This is a genomic window from Streptomyces sp. SAS_270 (assembly GCF_052543295.1).
Genome location: NZ_JBMNDS010000014.1, coordinates 107,749 through 125,899 on the forward strand (window position 1 = coordinate 107,749; position 18,151 = coordinate 125,899).

Sequence of the window (18,151 nt, forward strand, 5' to 3'; positions counted from 1 at the left end):
CCCCGCCCATGACATCCTGACCGGGTGAACGGACCGGAGATCCACGTCGAATTCGCCCCTGAACTGGGGATGTTCGTCCCGCCCGCCCGCCGCACGGGCGCCACCGCGGTCGTCACCGACGGTGTCTCGACGCTCGGGCATGTCGTCGAGTCACTCGGCGTCCCGCTCACCGAGGTCGGCGTGCTCGACGTGGACGGGCGCGAGGTGGCGCCCTCGCACATCCCCGCGGCGGACGAGCACGTGACGGTGCGCGCCGTCACCCGGCCGCAGCATGTCCCCGGCGCCCCGCTCCGCTTCCTCCTCGACGTCCACCTGGGCACCCTCGCCCGCCGCCTGCGCCTCCTGGGCGTCGATACCGCGTACGAGTCGACGGACATCGGCGACCCGGCCCTCGCCGCCCGCTCCGCGGCTGAGAAGCGCGTCATGCTCAGCCGGGACCGCGGCCTGCTGCACCGCCGCGAGCTGTGGGCGGGCGCCTTCGTCTACAGCACCCGGCCCGAGGACCAACTCCGCGACATCCTGGGCCGGTTCGCCCCCGAGCTGAAGCCCTGGACCCGCTGCACCGCCTGCAACGGCCTGCTCAAGGAGGCCACCAAGGAGCAGGTCGCCGACCGCATCGAACACGGCACGCAGCAGTCGTACGACGTCTTCGCCCAGTGCGAGCAGTGCGGACGCGCCTACTGGAAGGGCGCGCACCACGACAAACTGGAGGCGATCGTGGAGCAGGCGATGAACATGGGCACCCAGGAGAGCTGACGGGACCTGGGCGCCCCCTCCCTCAGCGCTCCGCCGCGGCCCCGAGTGTCGCCCGCAGCTGCTCCGGATCGGTGGTCGGGGCGTCACAGGTGAAGTGGCGGCAGACATACGCGGCCGGTTCACCGCCGACGAGCGGGCGCCCGGCAAGCAGCGGAAGTTCATCGCTGTCGGCAGCGCCCACGGCGACGACAGCGCCCGGGGCGGTGCCCAGAAGTGCCGTACGGTGCAAGGCGGTTGTGGCCGGATGGCCGGCCGGCCCGACGATCGCGACCTCACGCGGCCCGTCGAGCAGCGCCTCCGCCGCCGCGAGGCCCCACCCGATGAAGCGCGGGGCGCGCGGGCCGAGCGCCTTCACGACGCCCAACGCCCCCTCGGCCGCGGTGCGATGGGGCTCGGCACCGGTCAGCGCGGCATAGCTCAGCAGCGCCCCGGCCGCCGCGCTCCAGCCCGAGGGCGTGGCGTTGTCGGTGGGGTCCTGGGGGCGGCGGATGAGCTTCTCGGCGTCCGCGGCGGTGTCGAACAGAGCGCCGGACTCAGGATCGGTGAACTGCACGAGCACGTGGTCGAGCAGGAACCCGGCGAACTCCAGCCACACCCCTTCACCGGTGACGGAGGCCAGCGCGAGGAACCCCTCGGCGACGTCCGCGTAGTCCTCCAACACCCCCGCGTTCGCGCCGACCTGGCCGTCCTTGCTGGTGCGGGCGAGGCGTGCGCGGTCGTCCAGGTGCAGCCGTACGAGGAGGTCGGCGGCGCCGATCGCGGCGTCGACGAGGTCGGGGCGCTCGAAGTAGGCGCCGGTCTCGGCGAGGGCGGCGATCGCGAGGCCGTTCCAGGCGGCGACGATCTTGTCGTCGCGGCCGGGGGCCGGGCGCTCGGCCCGCTTAGCCAGGAGCCGTTCGCGGATGGAGGCGAGCCGCTCGGCCTCCAGGACCCCTTCGTGCTGCGGGAGTTGGAGCACCGAGGCGCCCTCCTCGAAGGTGCCCTCCTGGGTCACGCCGAAGTGCTGGGCGGCGAGTGCGGCGTCCGCCTCGCCGAGGGTCTCGGTGAGCTGCTCGGGCGTCCACACGTAGTACGCGCCCTCGACGTGCCGGCCGGTGCCGTCGTCGCTGTCGGCGTCCAGTGCGGAGGCGAACCCGCCCTCGTTGGTGCGCAGTTCGCCGACCATGAAGTCGGCGGTCTCCAGAGCGACGCGGCGCGCGAGCTCGGAGCCGGTCGCACGCCACAGGTGCGCGTAGACCCGGCACAGCAGCGCGTTGTCGTAGAGCATCTTCTCGAAGTGGGGCACGACCCACTCACGGTCGACCGAGTAGCGGGCGAAGCCGCCGCCGAGCTGGTCGTAGATACCGCCGCGCGCCATCCGCTCGCACGTGTCGGCGGCCATCTGCAGGGCGCCCTCGGAGCCGGTGCGGGCGGCGTGCCGCAGCAGGAACTCGATCACCATGGACGGCGGGAACTTGGGCGCGCCGCCGAAGCCGCCGCGCGTCGCGTCGTACTCCCGGGTGAGCCCGAGCAGCGCCTGCGCGAGCTCCTCCTCGCCGGGGATCTCCGCGGAGGTGTACGAGATCTCACGCGTCGCCAGGTCCCGCACGATGTTCCCGGCGACCTCGGCGACCTCGTCGCGCCGGTCGCTCCAGGCACTGCTCACGCCTTCGAGGACCTGCCTGAAGGCGGGCATGCCGTGGCGGGGTGCGGGCGGGAAGTACATACCGAAGTAGAAGGGCTCGGCCTCGGGGGTGAGGAAGACCGTCATGGGCCAGCCGCCCTGGCCGGTCGCCGCCTGGACGGCCTCCATGTAGACGGCGTCGACGTCGGGCCGCTCCTCGCGGTCGACCTTGACGTTCACAAAATGCTCGTTCAGATACGCGGCCGTCGCGTCGTCCTCGAAGGACTCGTGCGCCATGACGTGGCACCAGTGACAGCTGCTGTAGCCGACGCTCAGCAGAACGGGCACACCCCGTTTGCGGGCCTCGTCGAAGGCCTCGGCCGACCAGGGCCACCAGTCGACGGGGTTGTCGGCGTGCTGGAGGAGGTACGGGGACGTCTCATGGGCCAGTCGGTTCACCTTCCCACTCTCCCACGGCGTCGGGGACGGCGTAGAAGCGCAGGTTCACCGGGCGCGCCCCCTCGGGGGCCGCTTCACGTGCATGGCCGTACCGGTCGAGGAGCGCCCGGTACTCGCGTACGAAGTCGAGGAGTTCGTCCCTGGTCATCCAGTTGCCGGAGCGGAAGACCTGCGCCCAGCCCTCCGGGCCCGTGTACTCCCGGTGCGCGCGCTGGTAGAGCTCGGTGTCCATCTCGATCTTCAGGTGCGCGAGCCGCTCGACCGCGGCGTACTCGTCGGGGGCCATCGTGGCCGGGTCGGGCGTGGTGTGGCTGAAGGGAAGCGCCCGCCACCAGCGTTCACGGCCGCCGGACTTCTCCGGGATCTCCGCGATGAGGTGCTGCTCGGCGAGCTTGCGCAGGTGGTAGCTGGTGGTGCCGGAGCTCTCGCCCAGTTCCTTCGCGAGCACGGTGGAGTTCGCCTCGTCGTGCCGGCCGAGGTAGTCGAGGATGCGGCGGCGCAGCGGGTTGCCGAGGGACTTGTAGAGAGCGGTCCGCTCCACGCTGGTCAGGTCGCTGCTGTCCTTCATGCCGTCACGGTATCCCCTTGCCCGCACAACACCACAGAACAAATTCTGCAGAATTTTATTTGCAGAATTTTCTCTGCGATTCTAGTGTGGGGGCATGCGAACGATCCATGACCGACCGGGCGGCGCGGGGGCACGACGCTGGACCCTGGTGATCCTGGGCGCTGCCGCCGCGGCGCTCGTGCCCTGGATGGTGCTGCTCGCCCGCACCCTCCCGGCCAACGCAGAGGTGCGGAACTGGCAGGTGGCGTGGGTGGGGCTGGACGTCCTCATGGCCGCGGGCTGCGCCGCCACCGCGGTGCTCGGCTTCCGCGGCCACCCGCACGCACGGCTCACGGCTTCCGCGACGGCGTCCGTCGCGGTGCTCGACGCCTGGTTCGACATAACGACCGCGCAGCCGGGCAGCGCCCTCGCCCAGGCCCTCGCCTGTGCCGTGGCGGAGGCCGCACTCGCCGGTGCCTGTGTGTTCCTGGCACTCGGTGATCGTCGGCCCTCTCGCGCTCGCGCCTCCCACGAAGGACACTCATAGGCAAAGGAGTTACTGCCGGAGGGGGACGTGACATGCGGGACAGCCATCGGGCGGAGGCCGAGCGGCTGTTGGCCCGGGCCGTCGAGGAGGAAGTGCGACGCTCGGGCGGGCGCACCGACGGAAGCGTGCTCCTGTCACGGGCACGCGGCGCGCTCGACGCCATGGCGCAGACGTCCGCCGAGGAGTACGAGGCGTACACCCGCGCACTCGACGAGGCGGAGGCGGGCCGGCTGACCTTCGCCCAGCGCTACGCACGCGACGGCGCCGGAACTCCCCTGCTGGTGGCGACCGTTGCCGCCCTCGCCGCCGTCGCGGCGGACCTGGCCCTCGGCACGGACACGGGGACGGCGCTCGGCACGGGGGCGGCGGTCGCGGTCGCCGGCGCGGCGGCCACCGTCGCCAAGGTGACGGCGTCGCATCTGCCTGCCGCCAGCCGCCGGGCCGGAGCGCTCGGGCAGCCGGGCGGCTCCGAGCAGTTGCGCCTGCAGTGGCTGACGGCGCTGGAGGTGCGCGGCATCCGCCCGTTCCTCGACCAGCAGCGCGTGCTCAGCGCCTCCACGGGCGCGAAGCAGGGCGCACCCCAACTGCGGCGCACCGACAAGAGCGCGGCGGCCCGCAGGCGCACGGTCCTGGAGCAGTCCTTCGGTCAACTCCCGGAGCCGGACGGCCCGTTCGCGGGGCGCAGGCCCGAGATGGCGCGCATCGCCCAGTGGGTGCACGCGGCCCGCGCGAGCACCGAGACGAAACCGACGGTGGTGGTGCTGCACGGCGCGCCGGGTTCCGGCCGCAGCACCCTCGCGGTCCGCGCGGCCCACGGCCTCAGGGACCAGTTCCGGGGCGCGTGCGTGGTGGACCTGCGCGGGGACAGTGCGGCGGGTGAGCCGACGGGGCGCACCGAGCCGCAGAAGGGGGAGCCGCCGCGCACCACCCGCGACGCGCTGCTCCATCTGCTCAACCGCCTCGGCGCACCCCGCGAGCAGCTCCTCTTCCGGGAGCGGGCCTCGCAGGAGCAGCAGGTCAGACGGCTGAGCGAGCTGTACCACCAGCATCTGACGGGCCTGGCGGTCACCATCGTCCTGGAGGACGCGTCCGATCCCGAGCAGGTGCGCACCCTGGTCCCCGAGCGCTCGGAGAGCCTGGTCCTCGTCACCGCCCGCGAACCCCTCGACCTGCCGGACGACCTTGCCGCCTGGGTGCACCAGCTCCCGGTGGAGGCACTGGACGCGCCGGGCTCCGAGGAACTGCTGACCGCCACCGCGCAGGACGCCTCGGGCCCCTACGACGCCGAATCCACCGACCGGGTAAGGGAGTTGTGCGGCGGACTGCCGCTGGCGCTGCGCATCGCGGGCTCCTCCCTCGGCCCGCGCACACCGCGCCAACTCGTCTCCGACCTGGAGGCGTACGGCCCGGTCGACCCGGTCGAGCGCGTGCTCTGGCTGCGCTACACGGACCAGACGGACATGGCCCGCCGGCTGCTGCGCAGGCTGGCACTGGCCGGCCGGGCCTCACTCGGCGCGGCGGCCGCGGCGTCCCTGCTGGCCACGGACGAGCAGGAGGCCACCCGCCACCTCACCGCCCTGTCCCGGGCGGGCCTCATCGACCACGTCCGCGGCAGCCGCTACCGCCTGCACGACGTCGTACGGGTCTTCGCCCAGGCACGGCTGCTGGACGAGGAGGAACCGTCCGAGCGCACGGCCGCGCAGGAACGCCTGATCGTCAACTACGCGGAGCTGGCGGACTCGGTGATCCGCCTGGTCGACGGCAAGACGTCCACGCGGGCCGATCAGTTCGGCCCGCACGGGTTCACCTCGCTGGACGCCGCGCTGCGCTGGCTGGACGACGAGTCGAGCTTCATCACGGCTGCCCTGCGTCAGGCGGAGGGCGTCAACCAGGCCGCCGTCCTCAACCTCCTCGGCGCCCTGTGCGACTACTGCCTGCTGCGCGGCGACCTCTACCGCCTCGGCGAGATCAGCGAGCTGACACAGGCCGTCGACCAGGGCCTCCTGGTCCGCTCCGTCCAGTGGCGCACCGGCATCGCGGCCCGCCAGCTCGGCGAACTGGACAAGGCGCGCACCACGCTCTCCTCCGTCGTCGACCTCTACTTCGAGGCACACCACGACGCGGGCGCGGCACGGGCGTTGTGCTCCCTGGGCATCACCCTGCACCACCAGGGCAACCTCACGGAGGCCGCCGCCAAGCTCCAGGAGGCCCTTGACCTCCAGGCCTCCCCCGACCTGGCGGCCGACCGCGCCTGGACGATGCACGCGCTGGCCGCGGTGGAGCGCGACCGCGCCCATGTCGCCCAGTCCCTCGACCTGCTCACCGAGGCCCTGGTCCTGCACCGTGAGGGCGAGTCGGTGCACGGCGAGGCGTGGGCCCACTTCCAGCTCGGCCAGCTGAGCCTGCGCATGGGCGACGTACCGCGCGCCGAGCGGGAACTGCGCGAGGCCCTCGATCTGTACGGCCGCACACGCGACGCCCGCGGGGAGGCCTGGGCCCTGACCCAGCTGGCCCGCGCCCGCCTCGTCGACGGCGACCCGTCCCCCGCGGTGGACGGCCTGCGCCAGGCGGCCTCCCGCCACCGCGACAACGAGGACGCGCGCGGTGAGGCCTGGACGGTGTACTACCTCGGCCAGGCCCTGGAGGAGACCGGCAACCTGGCCCAGGCGGTCCGCGAACTGGAACGTTCCCGCACGATGTTCTCCCGGATGCGCGACGTCTACGGCCTGGCCTGCGCCCGCCACCACTCGGCCCGCGTGACCCGCGACCAACGGGCCGCCCAGACGGGCTCGCTGCGCAACTCCGGTTTCGCCCGCCAGCTCCTGGTGGACGCCCGCGCCGACTTCCAGCGCATCGGCGTCGCCCATGGCGAGGCGTGGACCTGCCTGGAGCTGGCCGTGGTGGACGCGGGCAACGCCCGTACGCAGCAGGCCCTGGCTCTGTGCGACGAAGCGGTGGACCTCTTCACGTCGTACGGCGACCGCCGCGGCGAGGACTGGGCCCGCTTCCTGCGCTGCACCCTCCTGCCGTACGCCTCCCCCGGCGGCATCGAGATCGGCACGGCGGTCGCCCAGGAGGAACTGAACGAGCTCTCCCGCGCAGGCCACCCGGCCCGCGACGGCAAGCTCGACGACTACGTGGAGGCGTACCAGCTGCTACTGGAGCGGGGGGTGGATCTGGACGCGGGGTGGCAGGCGTGGCGGCTGGGGATGGTGCCCAACCGGCATGCGCGGGAGGTCATGGGCGTGGGGGTGACGGCGTCGCCCCGCTAGGACCCGCGCCACCCGGACTCCCGGCCCCGGCCGGAGCAAAGGAGTGCGTGCGGCGTGACTCGCGGCCCCTCGGCTCGGCGGGGGTATCGGGTCACGCCGTCACACGGCTCGGATGCTGCTCAGCCCTTGGCGGGCGAGGCGTTCTTGCCGGTTCCCTTGGCGGAGGCCTCGCCGGACGGGGAGCCGGCCTTCGCGTCCGGGGTCTCCTTGAAGTCGACCTTGCCCATCTGCTTGCTCATCGACTTCATCAGGCCCCAGACCGCCAGGGCCATCGCCGCGAAGACGATGAAGCCGAGGACGCCGGGGGTCACCTTGTTCTCGTCCACCTCCTTGGCGAGGGGGACGAGGTGCGTCATTGCCAGGCTTGCGCTTGCGCTCATATCAGGCATTGTCGCGGATGCCCGCAAAGAGGTCGTCCTCGGGGAGGGAGGTATCGACGAGGGACTTCGAGAGCTCGTACTCCTCGGTCGGCCAGACCTCCCTCTGGAGGTCCATCGGAACCTTGAACCAGCCGCCGTCGGGGTCGATCTGCGTGGCGTGCGCGATCAGGGCCTTGTCGCGGATCTCGTAGAAGTCGGCGCAGGGCACGTGCGTCGTCAGCGTGCGCTCGACCCGCTCGAACTCGCTCCAGCGCTTCAGCCAGTCCCCGTAGGGCGACTCCAGGCCCCGGTCCAGCATGGCCTGGTGCAGCGCCTCGGTGCGCGGACGGTTGAAGCCCTGGTTGTAGTAGAGCTTCTGCGGCTGGTAGGCCGGGCCGAACTCCGACTCCGGGTACTTCTCGGTGTCCGCCGCGCCCTCGAACGCCACCATGGAGATCTTGTGGGTCATGATGTGGTCGGGGTGCGGGTAGCCGCCGTTCTCGTCATAGGTGGTGATCACCTGAGGGCGGAAGGAGCGGATGGAGCGGACCAGGCGGCCGGCGGCCTTGTCCACGTCCTCCAGCGCGAAGCAGCCGTCGGGCAGCGGCGGCAGCGGGTCGCCCTCGGGCAGACCCGAGTCCACGAAACCGAGCCACTCCTGCCTGACGCCGAGGATCTCGCGGGCCTCGTCCATCTCCTTCTTGCGTACCTCGTGGATGTGCTCCTCGATGTACTTGTCGCCCTGAAGCTTCGGATTGAGGATGGAGCCGCGCTCCCCGCCCGTGCAGGTCACGACCAGCACGTCCACCCCCTCGGACACATACTTCGCCATGGTGGCCGCGCCCTTGCTCGACTCGTCGTCGGGGTGGGCGTGCACGGCCATCAGTCGCAGCTGGTCAGTCAAGACTCGATCCTCAGTAAGTCGGCCGGTCGGCGTTGGTCGGCAAGTAGACGCCCGGTGTGAATCGGCGCTTCGGGCGGCTTCTATAGTGACGGAATCGGGGGGTGAATAATTCCGGGGCCCCGTCCCGGACATCCCTGCCGGGACCTTCGCCCCGGCCCCCTGCCGAGAGGACGATCATGAGTACGGCGAGCACACGGCTGCCCGAGGGCCGGTACGGCCGCTCCGCGGACGAGCGTGCCGACCGCAAGCTCAAGGTCATCGGCAGTGTGCTGGGCGCGGCACTGCTCCTGCTCGTCGGCTGGTTCGCCTACTACTACGTCGGCAGCAACAAGATCAGCGCCGAGGTGATCACCTTCGACTCCTCCGCCACCGCGGTGGAGGTGCATCTCGAGGTGCGCAAGGACAAGGACGCGAGCGGCTACTGCACCCTGCGTTCGCAGAGCGCCGACGGGAACGAGGTCGGCCGCGCGGACTTCCGCTTCGACCAGCGCTCCTCGCGCATCGACAAGGTCGTCACGCTCCGTACGACCGCTCGGGGCACCACCGCGGAGCTGCTCGGCTGCCACGCTGACTGACATCACCCCCATCAGTTGGCGGCTGACCTGCGTGGATGAATTTCTGATGGCTTATGTCCTCCCCCTGCCGCCGCTGAATTGTTAGGCTCGTGGTTTCGCCCATCCGTGAAGGAACATTCTTCTGGGTAGGGCGATGCTTTGTATTCCCAGTACCTACGAGGAGCACCTGTGACCCAGACCAGCGACGACGTCACCTGGCTCACGCAGGAGGCGTACACCAAGCTCAAGGATGAGCTGGAGTACCTGTCTGGTCCCGCGCGCGCCGAGATCACTGTGAAGATCGCGGCTGCACGCGAGGAGGGCGACCTGCGCGAGAACGGCGGGTACCACGCGGCCAAGGAGGAGCAGGGCAAGCAGGAGCTCCGCATCCGCCAGCTGACCCAGCTCCTGGAGAAGGCCAAGGTCGGTGAGGCCCCGGCCGCCGACGGCGTGGTGGCACCCGGCATGGTCGTGACCATCGCCTTCGACGGCGACGAGGACGACACCCTGGAGTTCCTGCTCGCCTCGCGCGAGTACGCGAGCGCCGACATCGAGACCTACTCGCCGCAGTCCCCCCTGGGTTCCGGCGTGAACGGCAAGAGGGTCGGCGAGGACGGCCAGTACGAGCTGCCGAACGGCAAGCTCGCCTCGGTGAAGATCCTGAAGGCCGTGCCGTACCAGGGCTGAGCCCACAACCGCCCGCTGCGCCGATGCCCCCGGTCACGCACCGGGGGCACCGTCATGCCCAGGTCACGGTCGGTTCCGCGTCACGGTCGGTTCCACGTCACGACGACGCCGAGCGGTATTTGCGTACCGCGAGCGTGCGGAAGATGACGACGATCAGGATCGAGTAGATCAGCGACGCCCACACCGGGTGCTGCATCGGCCAGGCGTCGGACGGGGACAGGCCCGGGTCGCCGAAGAGCTTGCGGCACGCCTGAACGGTGGCGCTGAAGGGGTTCCAGTCGGCGATGTGCCGCAGCCAGGGCGTCATCTTGCTGGAGTCCACGAACGCGTTGGACAGGAATGTCACCGGGAAGAGCCAGATCAGCCCGCCCGAGGTCGCCGCCTCCGGTGTGCGCACGGACAGACCGATGAGCGCGCCGATCCAGGTGAAGGCGTATCCGAGAAGCAGCAGCAGGCCGAAGCCGCCCAGGATCTTTCCGAGGTTGGTCGAGTCGACGGACCCGGGACGCCAGCCCACGAGCAGCGCGACGATCGCGAGGACCAGCAAGGTGAACGCGGTCTGCACGAGGTCGGCGACGGTGCGACCGGTCAGTACCGCACCGCGCGCCATCGGCAACGAGCGGAAGCGGTCTATGAGCCCCTTGTGCATGTCGTCGGCGATGCCCGCCCCCGCGCCCGCGGTGGCGAAGGTGACGGTCTGCGCGAAGATGCCGGCCATCAGGAAGTTCTTGTAGACGTCCGGGTCGGTGCTGTCGCCGATCTTCATCGAGCCGCCGAAGACGTACGTGAAGAGCACCACGAACATGATGGGCTGGATCAGTCCGAAAAGGACCATCTCCGGAATCCGGCTCATACGGATCAGATTGCGTTTGGCGACGACCAGCGAGTCCCGGACGGACTGGCCGATCGGGTTCGTGGGCGGCGCGGTCCGCACGGCGTCGGTGACGGCACTCACTTGGCGTCCTCCTTCTTGTGCTTGCGTGCGTTGCCGTCCTCCGTCGCTCCGTTGCCCTCTTCCTTCACCTCGGCGAGGTGGCCGGTGAGGGAGAGGAAGACGTCGTCGAGTGTGGGGCGGCGCAGGCCGATGTCGTCGATCTCGATGCCGCGGGCGTCCAGCTCGCGGATGACCTCGGCGAGCAGCTTCGCGCCGCCGGTCACGGGGACGGTGAGTTTGCGGGTGTGCTCCTCGACCGTGGTCTCGCCCTTGCCGAAGCCGCGCAGCACCTCCGACGCCGTCACGATGTGCTCGCGCTCGTGCACGACGACCTCGACGCGCTCGCCGCCGGTCTGCGCCTTGAGCTGGTCGGCGGTGCCGCGGGCGATGACGCGGCCGTGGTCGACGACGCAGATGTCGTGCGCGAGGTGGTCGGCCTCTTCGAGGTACTGGGTGGTCAGCAGCAGCGTCGTACCACCGGAGACGAGCTGTTTGATGACCTCCCACAGCTGCTGGCGGTTGCGGGGGTCGAGGCCGGTCGTCGGCTCGTCCATGAACATCACGGGCGGCGAGACGACCAGCGCGGCCGCCAGGTCGAGACGGCGGCGCATTCCGCCCGAGTACGTCTTCGCGGTGCGGTCGGCGGCGTCCGCGAGGTTGAACTGGTCGAGCAGCTCGTCCGCCCGGACCTTCGCCGCCTTGGCCTTCATCTGGTAGAGCTGGCCGACCATCTGAAGGTTCTCGCGGCCGGTCAGGTACTCGTCGACCGCGGCGAACTGCCCCGAGAGGCCGATCTTGCGGCGTACTTCGTTGGGATGCTTGAGCACGTCGATGCCTGCCACGACCGCCGTGCCGCGGTCGGGGCGCAGCAGGGTCGTCAGACAGCGGACGGCGGTCGTCTTCCCTGCGCCGTTGGGCCCGAGGAGGCCCAGGACGGTGCCTTCCGGGACATCGAGGTCGACGCCGTCCAGAGCCCTTACGTCACCGAAGGTCTTCACCAGGCCTTCGGCATAGATGGCGCCTGGCATATCAGTCTCCACGTCGTTGGGGATTCTTCGAAAAGCCTAGGTTTGTGCCGTTCGTCCGCCCAATGGGCGACGTTCGCCACACCATAACGCGATGTATCGCGTCTCTCAACAGAATTTACCGGCTCCGTATGACAAGGGCCCTGACCTGCGCCTACGGCGCCGTCCGAGGCATCCGTGGCGTCCGTCGTCGTCAGTCGATGACCGTGTAGCCCGCCTGCCGCAGTGCGCGGCCGACCTCGACGCAGTGCGCCGGCCCCTTCGTCTCCAGGTGCAGCTCCACCTCCGCCTCCGTGAGCCCCAGCCGCGGATCGGTCCGTACGTGGCTCACATCGAGGACGTTAGCGTCGACCACTGACAACACCCCGAGAAGCGTCGCCAGGGCACCCGGCCGGTCCGTCAGCCGTAGCCGGACCGCCAGATAGCGGCCCCCGGCCGCCATGCCGTGGCGCAGCAGGCGCTGCATCAGCAGCGGGTCCACGTTGCCGCCCGACAACACCGCCACCACCGGCCCCTCGAAGGCTCCCGGGTCCTGCAGCAGCGCCGCGACCGGGCTCGCACCCGCCGGTTCGACGACCAGCTTGGCCCGCTCCAGGCACAGCAGCAGCGCACTGGACAGCTCGTCCTCGGAGACCGTACGGACCTCGTCCACCAGGTCGGTGACGAGCTGGAACGGCACGTCACCGGGGCGCCCGACCTTGATCCCGTCGGCCATCGTCGCCGGGTTCTCGATCGACACCGGCCGCCCGGCCGCCAGCGAGGGCGGGTACGCCGCGGCGCCCGCCGCCTGCACGCCGATGATCCGCACGTCCGGGCGCAGCGCCTTCACCGCGACCGCGATGCCCGCGGCCAGCCCTCCCCCGCCGACCCCCACGACGATCGTGCGCACCTCGGGGCACTGCTCCAGGATCTCCAGGCCGACCGTGCCCTGGCCGGCGATGATGTCGGCGTGGTCGAACGGGTGGATGAACACCGCGCCCGTCTCCTGCGCGTACTCCTGCGCGGCGGCCAGCGTCTCGTCCACCACCTGCCCGTGCATCCTCACCTCGGCGCCGTACTCGCGCGTGGCGGCGACCTTCGGCAGCGGGGCTCCCACGGGCATGAAGACCGTCGAGCGCACACCGAGCAGCGAGGAGGCGAGGGCGACCCCCTGCGCGTGGTTTCCCGCGCTCGCGGCGACGACCCCCGCGGCGCGCTCCTCGGGAAGCAGCCCGGCGATGCGCACATATGCGCCACGCAGCTTGAACGAGCCCGTGCGCTGCAGGTTCTCGCACTTGAAGTGCACCGGCGCGCCCACCAGCCGGGACAGGTGCCGGCTGCCCTCCATCGCCGTCGCCCGCGCCACGCCCGCGAGCATCTTCTGGGCGCCGCGTACATCGTCGAGCGTGACGGTGGGCAGGGAGTCGGCCGTGCGGTAGCTCATGACACCAGTCTCGCAGTTCACGTCCGGCCACACCCGGTGTGACCAAGGCCCGAGACTGGTTTGCGCAGCGTCGGTACGACCCGCCTCCCGGCCGCGTACCCTGTCCCCCAACCCAGCTCCCCACGCATGAATTGAGCCCCCGGCCATGCCCACAACACCTGAAATGTCGATGGACATGACGACCGTCGGTGATCCCGGTCTCCTCGACACGCTGCAGCACGAGGTCGCGGTGTTCGCGCGTCGTGCCGAACAGACCCGGCTCGGTGGAGTCGGGCAGGTACGCAACTCCATGGACCGGGCCGCATACCTGCTGCTCAACCGCCTCGACAAGGAAGGCCCGATGGGCGTCAAGGCGCTCGCCGCGAGCATGGGAATCGACTCCTCGACGGTCACGCGGCAGGTGGCCCCGCTGGTCGACACGGGGCTCGTCAAGCGCACCTCCCACCCGGAGGACGGGCGCGCCGTGGTGCTTCAGCTGTCGCCGCGCGGGCAGGCCCGCCTCGACGAAGTGCGCTCCTCCAGGCGTCAGTTGATGGCCGAGTTGACACACGACTGGGCGCCGGAGGAGCGCGAGGCGTTCTGCACGCTCCTCACGCGCTTCAACGGCGCGCTCTCCGCCCGCCAGGCCGCACAGGGCCTACCGGTCGCGGAACCCTCGCCGGCCTCGTAGCCGTACGGCGTGCCGGGCGCCCGCTCTCCCGGCACGCCTCCACGCGCGCGTGCGGGTGCGCCGGGCGCGCGTGCACGGGTGGGCGCAGGGCACGCGCGCGTGCATGCGCGTCCGACCCGCGCGCGTGCATGTGCGCCGAACTCTTGACCGGAAGGCCACATCTGGCCTCATATGAGACCGGGTCCCAGTCGTACGCGGTCGGGCAGGTCGTCCTCGTACGTCGTCTGGCATGTCGCACACGGCCGGGTCCCTGTTTCCCTCAGGGTTGTCCTCAGGCGGAGGCGTGGTGCGAGAACGGCATGCGTCCCAAGGCGCCCGCCGGGCCCGGGAGTTCGAGGCGTTCGTCGCGGGCGCGGCCGGGCGGCTGCTGCATGCCGCCACGCTGCTGACGGCGGAGGCGCCGGACGACAACCCGCGCGCGCGGCGCCTGCTGACCCTGTCCCTCGCCCGCACGTACGCGTCCTGGGACCGGCTGCGTGGCGAGGACCCCTACGCCCGCGCCCGCCAGCACCTGGCGGTCCGCTTCGCGCGCGGGGCATGGCACCAGTACGGCGCCCTCGGGCGGTCCCGGGCGAGCGCCGACACGGTGCTGGCCCGGCTGACGCCGCAGGAGCGGCTGGTGCTGGTCCTCAGGATGTACGAGGGGGTCGCCGAGGAGCAGACGGCGGCGCTGCTCGGGCTCCCCACGGAACGGGTGCGGGCGATCTGCGCCCGCGCGATGGCGACACTGCTGCACCCGCCACGCGGTCCGGCCCCGGCGATCGCGAAGGTGGCCCCGTCATGAACCTGCCCGAACGCGAGGCGGCCGTCCGCCGGATGCTGGAGCAGGCGTCGCCCCAGGTGCCGGTGGACCTGTACGCGGACGTCGTGCGCCGCGGCGGCCGTATGCAGCGGCGCAGGACGATCGCCCGCCGGCTGCTGTGGCTGACGCTGTTCGCCGCGACGGTCGCCTTCATCGTCTGGGCGACGATGGCCCGCCCCTGGGTGGAGCCGCCGTCGGACACGACTCCACCCCTCACCGGCTGGTGAGACGGGCCCTGTCGGGCCCTCTCGGATCCAGGGCCTGTTGCAGGTCCTAGCCGATCGCCTGCTGCAGGTCCTCCAGCAGGTCGTCGACGTTCTCGATGCCCACGGAGAGGCGCACGAGGTCGCCGGGCACCTCGAGCGCCGAGCCGGCCACCGACGCGTGCGTCATGCGCCCGGGGTGCTCGATCAGCGACTCGACGCCGCCGAGGGACTCGCCGAGCGTGAACACCTTGGCGCGGTTGCAGACCTCGACCGCAGCCTCCTCGCCGCCCGCGACGCGGAAGGAGATCATGCCGCCGAACGACCGCATCTGCTTGGCCGCGACCTCGTGACCGGGGTGCTCCGGCAGACCCGGGTACAGCACCTTGGTCACGCGCGCGTGCCGGGTGAGCATCTCGGCGACCTTGCCGGCGTTCTCGCTGTGCCGGTCCATGCGCACGGAGAGCGTCTTGGCGCCGCGCAGCACCAGCCACGAGTCGAAGGGCCCGGCGACCGCGCCCATCGCGTTCTGGTGGTAGGCCAGCTCCTCGCCCAGCTCCTGGTCACCGGTGATCAGCGCGCCACCGACGACGTCCGAGTGGCCGCCCATGTACTTGGTCAGCGAGTGCACGACGACGTCCGCGCCGAGCGCCAGCGGCTGCTGGAGGTAGGGCGTGGCGAAGGTGTTGTCGACGACCAGCCGGGCGCCCGCCTCGCGCGCGATCTGCGCGACCACGGCGATGTCGGTGATGCCGAGAAGGGGGTTGGAGGGCGTCTCCACCCAGATGACCTTCGTCTTCGGGGTGAGGGCCGCCCGTACGGACGCCGGGTCGCTGGTGTCGGCGACGGACCACTCGACGCCCCACCGGGAGACGACCTTCGCGAAGAGGCGGAACGTGCCGCCGTACGCGTCGTTCGGGATGACCACGTGGTCGCCGGGGCTGAGCAGCGTACGCAGCAGGCAGTCCTCGGCAGCCAGTCCGGACGCGAACGCGAGGCCTCGGCGACCGCCCTCCAGGGCGGCGAGGTTCTCTTCCAGGGCGGTCCTGGTGGGGTTGGCGCTACGGCTGTACTCGTAGCCGCCGCGCAACCCGCCGACGCCGTCCTGCTTGTAGGTCGAGACCTGGTAGATCGGCGGGACGACCGCGCCGGTGAGGGGATCGGCGGTGTTGCCCGCGTGGATCGCCAGAGTCTCGAAGTGCTGACTGATGTGCCTGTCGCTCATGGGCCCGAGGGTAGTGCGCCCGCGGGGCTGATGACGGCACACGGGGGTGCGGGGGCGGCGGACAGGGGTACGAAGACGGGGGCGCGGGGGGTACGGAGGGGCACCGACCGGAGCGACGGACCCCGTCCGGGCGGCTCCGGCGCCGGTCGGCGGCGCCCGGGTTCGCCAATTGTCGGACCCGTCTGGTTCGCTTGTGGCATGGAGATTCTCTGGGTCCTGATGGCGCTGGCCATGTTCAGCATGGTTCTGCTGCCCGTCCTCAGGCGCAGGCGCGCCGGTTTGCAGCTGGTCTCGCCCGGCGACCCGGACGCCGCGGACCCGGCGAACTACGGATTCCTGCGGCAGGAGGAGCTGGACATCCGCATGCCCGGCCCGGACGCCGACCTGCTGGACGTACTGAACGTGGTGCAGCAGACCCAGGAGTACCGGGCGGCGTCCCAGCTCCTGGCCGGCACGGAGGTCGAGGGCGACCGGCGCTGGCAGCGCGTGCAGGCCTTCGCGGGCGCCGCGTCGCTGGAGCTGCAGCAGCGCCCGGGCGGGGTCAGCGAGACGCCCGGCGGGCAGTGGCTGCGGGTGTGGCGGGCCGAGGCGCCCAAGGACGCGGGCGGCGCGGCGGTGCACGCGGAGTTCCTGGTGCAGCAGGCGTGGCGGACGTCGACGCCGGGGACGGACGAGTTCCGGATCATCATGGAGGAGGCGAAGGCGGCGTGCGACGAGGCGGCGCTGCTGTCCCCCGGTGACCCGATCCCGTACGTCATCGAGCTCTCCGTGGCGCGCGGACTGGCCTATCCGCAGCCGGAGTTCGAGAAGCTCTGGCTGAAGATCCTGGACCGCGCCCCCGCCCACATGGGCGCACACCTCGCGGCCCTGCACTACTGGTGCGAGAAGTGGCACGGCTCGCGCGAGGTGGCGTACTCCTTCGCGGAGGCGGCCGCCGCGCGCGCCCCGCAGGGCTCCCTGCTGGCCGCCATGCCTCTCTTCGCGGTCTTCGAGCACCTCCCCGAGGTGAACCTGGTCCGCAGCTTCTACCAGAGCGAGGTCGTCACGAAGGCGGTGCACGGCGCGCTCTTCGCGGTGCACGCGGCCCGCGCCGACGACCCGATGCTGGCGTATGTCCGCCACCTCCTGGTCTTCTTCCTGGTCCGCGGCGAGCGCTGGTCGGAGGCGATGAACCAGCTGGTGCACGTGGACGGTCACGTCGGCGCCCTGCCCTGGACGCTCACCCCCGACCCGGCGGCGGACTACGCGATATACCGGGCCCTCGCGGTCGCGGGCTACGAGGCGAACGGCGGCAACCCCGCGACCCTGCCGCACTGAGGCCTGCGTCGGCCCCTCGCCGGCTCCCCGTCCCGAACCCCGTCCAGGAATGCCGGACGGGGTTCGTACGTTGACGCCCCTGCCCCCACCCCCCGGACCGGACCTCGTGGAGACCGCATGTTCCTGCACAGCCGTATCCCGCAGCTCCCGACCGCCGAGCAGGCTCTGCGCGGCCGGCCGGAGCCGATCTTCACGGTCCCCGACCGGCACACCGTCCTCGGCACCCCGCTCCTCGGCCCGTACCCCGAGGGACTGGAGATCGCCGACTTCGGCATGGGCTGTTTCTGGGGTGCCGAGCGCAAGTTCTGGCAGCTCCCGAAGGGCATCCACACGACGCTCGTCGGCTACCAGGGCGGTTTCACCGAGAACCCCACCTACGAAGAGGCCTGCTCGGGTCTGACCGGCCACACGGAAGCGGTCCGCGTGGTCTACGACCCCTCCGAGATCTCCTACGAGGAGCTCCTGAAGGTCTTCTGGGAGTCGCACAACCCGACCCAGGGCTTCCGCCAGGGCAACGACGTGGGCACCCAGTACCGCTCCGCCATCCACACCCACACCCCCGCCCAGGCCGCCACTGCCGCCGCCTCCCGCGAGGCCTACCAGCGGGTCCTGACCGGCTCGGGCCACGGCAGGATCACCACGGAACTCCTCCCGGCCGAGGGCCGCGTGTTCTACCCGGCCGAGGCCTATCACCAGCAGTACCTGGACAAGAACCCGGCCGGCTACTGCGGAATCGGCGGTACCGGGGTGTCCTGCCCGATAGGGGTGGCGAAGGCCGACGGGTGAGCTCCGGCGTCGTCCCCGCGCTGCCGGCGAGGCGGTGGCAGGAGCGGCGACTGTCGGTCACTTCGGCCTCGTTCGAAT

18 protein-coding genes are annotated in these 18,151 nt (G+C 71.2%); 10 read left to right on the forward strand and 8 right to left on the reverse strand.

What is annotated here, in order from left to right; translation table 11 throughout:
• Positions 1–24 precede the first annotated feature (24 nt).
• The gene (locus tag ACN6LB_RS12775) at positions 25–756 is read left to right on the forward strand and encodes a Mut7-C RNAse domain-containing protein (protein WP_445025910.1); all 732 of its coding nucleotides are present in this window, start codon (positions 25–27) and stop codon (positions 754–756) included.
• A 22-nt stretch (positions 757–778) separates the two neighbouring features.
• On the opposite strand, the gene ACN6LB_RS12780 is transcribed toward ACN6LB_RS12775, so the two are convergent.
• Positions 779–2,818: a thioredoxin domain-containing protein gene (locus ACN6LB_RS12780; protein WP_445025911.1), complete on the reverse strand. Its 2,040-nt coding sequence runs from the start codon at positions 2,816–2,818 to the stop codon at positions 779–781.
• Positions 2,799–3,386 carry a helix-turn-helix domain-containing protein gene (locus tag ACN6LB_RS12785; protein ID WP_356140886.1) on the reverse strand — a complete coding sequence of 196 codons (588 nt, stop codon included), beginning with the start codon at positions 3,384–3,386 and terminating at the stop codon, positions 2,799–2,801. The genes ACN6LB_RS12780 and ACN6LB_RS12785 overlap by 20 nt, the downstream gene beginning before the upstream one ends.
• A 94-nt stretch (positions 3,387–3,480) precedes the next feature.
• Between ACN6LB_RS12785 and ACN6LB_RS12790 the strand changes: the two genes are divergently transcribed.
• Both ACN6LB_RS12790 and ACN6LB_RS12795 read left to right on the forward strand, forming a co-directional pair.
• Positions 3,481–3,912, forward strand: coding sequence for a hypothetical protein (locus ACN6LB_RS12790; protein WP_356140884.1), 432 nt, complete (start codon positions 3,481–3,483; stop codon positions 3,910–3,912).
• Positions 3,913–3,944: 32 nt separating this feature from the next.
• Positions 3,945–7,184, forward strand: coding sequence for a tetratricopeptide repeat protein (locus ACN6LB_RS12795; protein WP_445025912.1), 3,240 nt, complete (start codon positions 3,945–3,947; stop codon positions 7,182–7,184).
• A gap of 119 nt (positions 7,185–7,303) precedes the next feature.
• On the opposite strand, the gene ACN6LB_RS12800 is transcribed toward ACN6LB_RS12795, so the two are convergent.
• Together ACN6LB_RS12800 and mca are read right to left on the reverse strand one after the other, a co-directional pair.
• The gene (locus ACN6LB_RS12800) at positions 7,304–7,573 is read right to left on the reverse strand and encodes a hypothetical protein (protein ID WP_356140880.1); all 270 of its coding nucleotides are present in this window, start codon (positions 7,571–7,573) and stop codon (positions 7,304–7,306) included.
• A complete protein-coding gene (gene mca / locus ACN6LB_RS12805; protein WP_445025913.1) occupies positions 7,566–8,447 on the reverse strand; it encodes a mycothiol conjugate amidase Mca in 882 nt (293 codons plus the stop codon). Before mca ends, ACN6LB_RS12800 begins: the two co-directional genes overlap by 8 nt.
• A 176-nt stretch (positions 8,448–8,623) precedes the next feature.
• Between mca and ACN6LB_RS12810 the strand changes: the two genes are divergently transcribed.
• Together ACN6LB_RS12810 and greA are read left to right on the forward strand one after the other, a co-directional pair.
• On the forward strand, positions 8,624–9,022 hold the full coding sequence (locus ACN6LB_RS12810) for a DUF4307 domain-containing protein (protein ID WP_356140876.1): 399 nt from the start codon (positions 8,624–8,626) through the stop codon (positions 9,020–9,022).
• 168 nt (positions 9,023–9,190) lie between these two features.
• Complete coding sequence (gene greA, locus ACN6LB_RS12815; protein ID WP_445025914.1) at positions 9,191–9,688, forward strand: transcription elongation factor GreA; 498 nt, start codon at positions 9,191–9,193, stop codon at positions 9,686–9,688.
• A gap of 97 nt (positions 9,689–9,785) precedes the next feature.
• Here greA and ACN6LB_RS12820 read toward each other — a convergent pair whose 3' ends face one another.
• From ACN6LB_RS12820 to ilvA, 3 genes are all read right to left on the reverse strand, one after another.
• On the reverse strand, positions 9,786–10,643 hold the full coding sequence (locus ACN6LB_RS12820) for an ABC transporter permease (RefSeq protein WP_445025915.1): 858 nt from the start codon (positions 10,641–10,643) through the stop codon (positions 9,786–9,788).
• Positions 10,640–11,650 carry an ATP-binding cassette domain-containing protein gene (locus tag ACN6LB_RS12825; protein WP_356140871.1) on the reverse strand — a complete coding sequence of 337 codons (1,011 nt, stop codon included), beginning with the start codon at positions 11,648–11,650 and terminating at the stop codon, positions 10,640–10,642. Before ACN6LB_RS12825 ends, ACN6LB_RS12820 begins: the two co-directional genes overlap by 4 nt.
• Before the next feature lie 190 nt (positions 11,651–11,840).
• Positions 11,841–13,070 carry a threonine ammonia-lyase gene (gene ilvA, locus ACN6LB_RS12830; protein ID WP_445025916.1) on the reverse strand — a complete coding sequence of 410 codons (1,230 nt, stop codon included), beginning with the start codon at positions 13,068–13,070 and terminating at the stop codon, positions 11,841–11,843.
• A gap of 163 nt (positions 13,071–13,233) precedes the next feature.
• Here ilvA and ACN6LB_RS12835 point away from each other — a divergent pair, with 163 nt between their 5' ends.
• The 3 genes from ACN6LB_RS12835 to ACN6LB_RS12845 all read left to right on the forward strand — a co-directional run bounded on the left by ACN6LB_RS12835 (position 13,234) and on the right by ACN6LB_RS12845 (position 14,769).
• Positions 13,234–13,740: a MarR family winged helix-turn-helix transcriptional regulator gene (locus ACN6LB_RS12835; protein WP_356140902.1), complete on the forward strand. Its 507-nt coding sequence runs from the start codon at positions 13,234–13,236 to the stop codon at positions 13,738–13,740.
• A 286-nt stretch (positions 13,741–14,026) separates the two neighbouring features.
• Complete coding sequence (locus ACN6LB_RS12840; protein WP_356140867.1) at positions 14,027–14,524, forward strand: sigma factor-like helix-turn-helix DNA-binding protein; 498 nt, start codon at positions 14,027–14,029, stop codon at positions 14,522–14,524.
• Positions 14,521–14,769 (forward strand): hypothetical protein, encoded by a 249-nt coding sequence (locus tag ACN6LB_RS12845; RefSeq protein WP_356140865.1) that lies wholly within the window; start codon positions 14,521–14,523, stop codon positions 14,767–14,769. The genes ACN6LB_RS12840 and ACN6LB_RS12845 overlap by 4 nt, the downstream gene beginning before the upstream one ends.
• Before the next feature lie 46 nt (positions 14,770–14,815).
• Here ACN6LB_RS12845 and ACN6LB_RS12850 read toward each other — a convergent pair whose 3' ends face one another.
• Positions 14,816–15,970: a cystathionine gamma-synthase gene (locus ACN6LB_RS12850; RefSeq protein WP_356140863.1), complete on the reverse strand. Its 1,155-nt coding sequence runs from the start codon at positions 15,968–15,970 to the stop codon at positions 14,816–14,818.
• 198 nt (positions 15,971–16,168) lie between these two features.
• On the opposite strand from ACN6LB_RS12850, the gene ACN6LB_RS12855 reads away from it, so the two are divergent.
• Positions 16,169–17,287 carry a hypothetical protein gene (locus tag ACN6LB_RS12855; protein WP_445025917.1) on the forward strand — a complete coding sequence of 373 codons (1,119 nt, stop codon included), beginning with the start codon at positions 16,169–16,171 and terminating at the stop codon, positions 17,285–17,287.
• 117 nt (positions 17,288–17,404) lie between these two features.
• The gene (msrA, locus tag ACN6LB_RS12860) at positions 17,405–18,073 is read left to right on the forward strand and encodes a peptide-methionine (S)-S-oxide reductase MsrA (protein ID WP_356140859.1); all 669 of its coding nucleotides are present in this window, start codon (positions 17,405–17,407) and stop codon (positions 18,071–18,073) included.
• The last annotated feature ends 78 nt before the right edge of the window (positions 18,074–18,151 follow it).

What these genes read in the sequence shown, in the direction of transcription:
- ACN6LB_RS12785 (WP_356140886.1), bottom strand. Translation starts at nt 3,386, where the DNA reads ATGAAGGACAGCAGCGACCTGACCAGCGTGGAGCGGACCGCTCTCTAC.
- ACN6LB_RS12790 (WP_356140884.1), top strand. Translation starts at nt 3,481, where the DNA reads ATGCGAACGATCCATGACCGACCGGGCGGCGCGGGGGCACGACGCTGG.
- ACN6LB_RS12795 (WP_445025912.1), top strand. Translation starts at nt 3,945, where the DNA reads ATGCGGGACAGCCATCGGGCGGAGGCCGAGCGGCTGTTGGCCCGGGCC.
- ACN6LB_RS12800 (WP_356140880.1), bottom strand. Translation starts at nt 7,573, where the DNA reads ATGCCTGATATGAGCGCAAGCGCAAGCCTGGCAATGACGCACCTCGTC.
- ACN6LB_RS12810 (WP_356140876.1), top strand. Translation starts at nt 8,624, where the DNA reads ATGAGTACGGCGAGCACACGGCTGCCCGAGGGCCGGTACGGCCGCTCC.
- ACN6LB_RS12825 (WP_356140871.1), bottom strand. Translation starts at nt 11,650, where the DNA reads ATGCCAGGCGCCATCTATGCCGAAGGCCTGGTGAAGACCTTCGGTGAC.
- ilvA (WP_445025916.1), bottom strand. Translation starts at nt 13,070, where the DNA reads ATGAGCTACCGCACGGCCGACTCCCTGCCCACCGTCACGCTCGACGAT.
- ACN6LB_RS12835 (WP_356140902.1), top strand. Translation starts at nt 13,234, where the DNA reads ATGTCGATGGACATGACGACCGTCGGTGATCCCGGTCTCCTCGACACG.
- ACN6LB_RS12845 (WP_356140865.1), top strand. Translation starts at nt 14,521, where the DNA reads ATGAACCTGCCCGAACGCGAGGCGGCCGTCCGCCGGATGCTGGAGCAG.
- ACN6LB_RS12850 (WP_356140863.1), bottom strand. Translation starts at nt 15,970, where the DNA reads ATGAGCGACAGGCACATCAGTCAGCACTTCGAGACTCTGGCGATCCAC.
- ACN6LB_RS12855 (WP_445025917.1), top strand. Translation starts at nt 16,169, where the DNA reads ATGGAGATTCTCTGGGTCCTGATGGCGCTGGCCATGTTCAGCATGGTT.
- msrA (WP_356140859.1), top strand. Translation starts at nt 17,405, where the DNA reads ATGTTCCTGCACAGCCGTATCCCGCAGCTCCCGACCGCCGAGCAGGCT.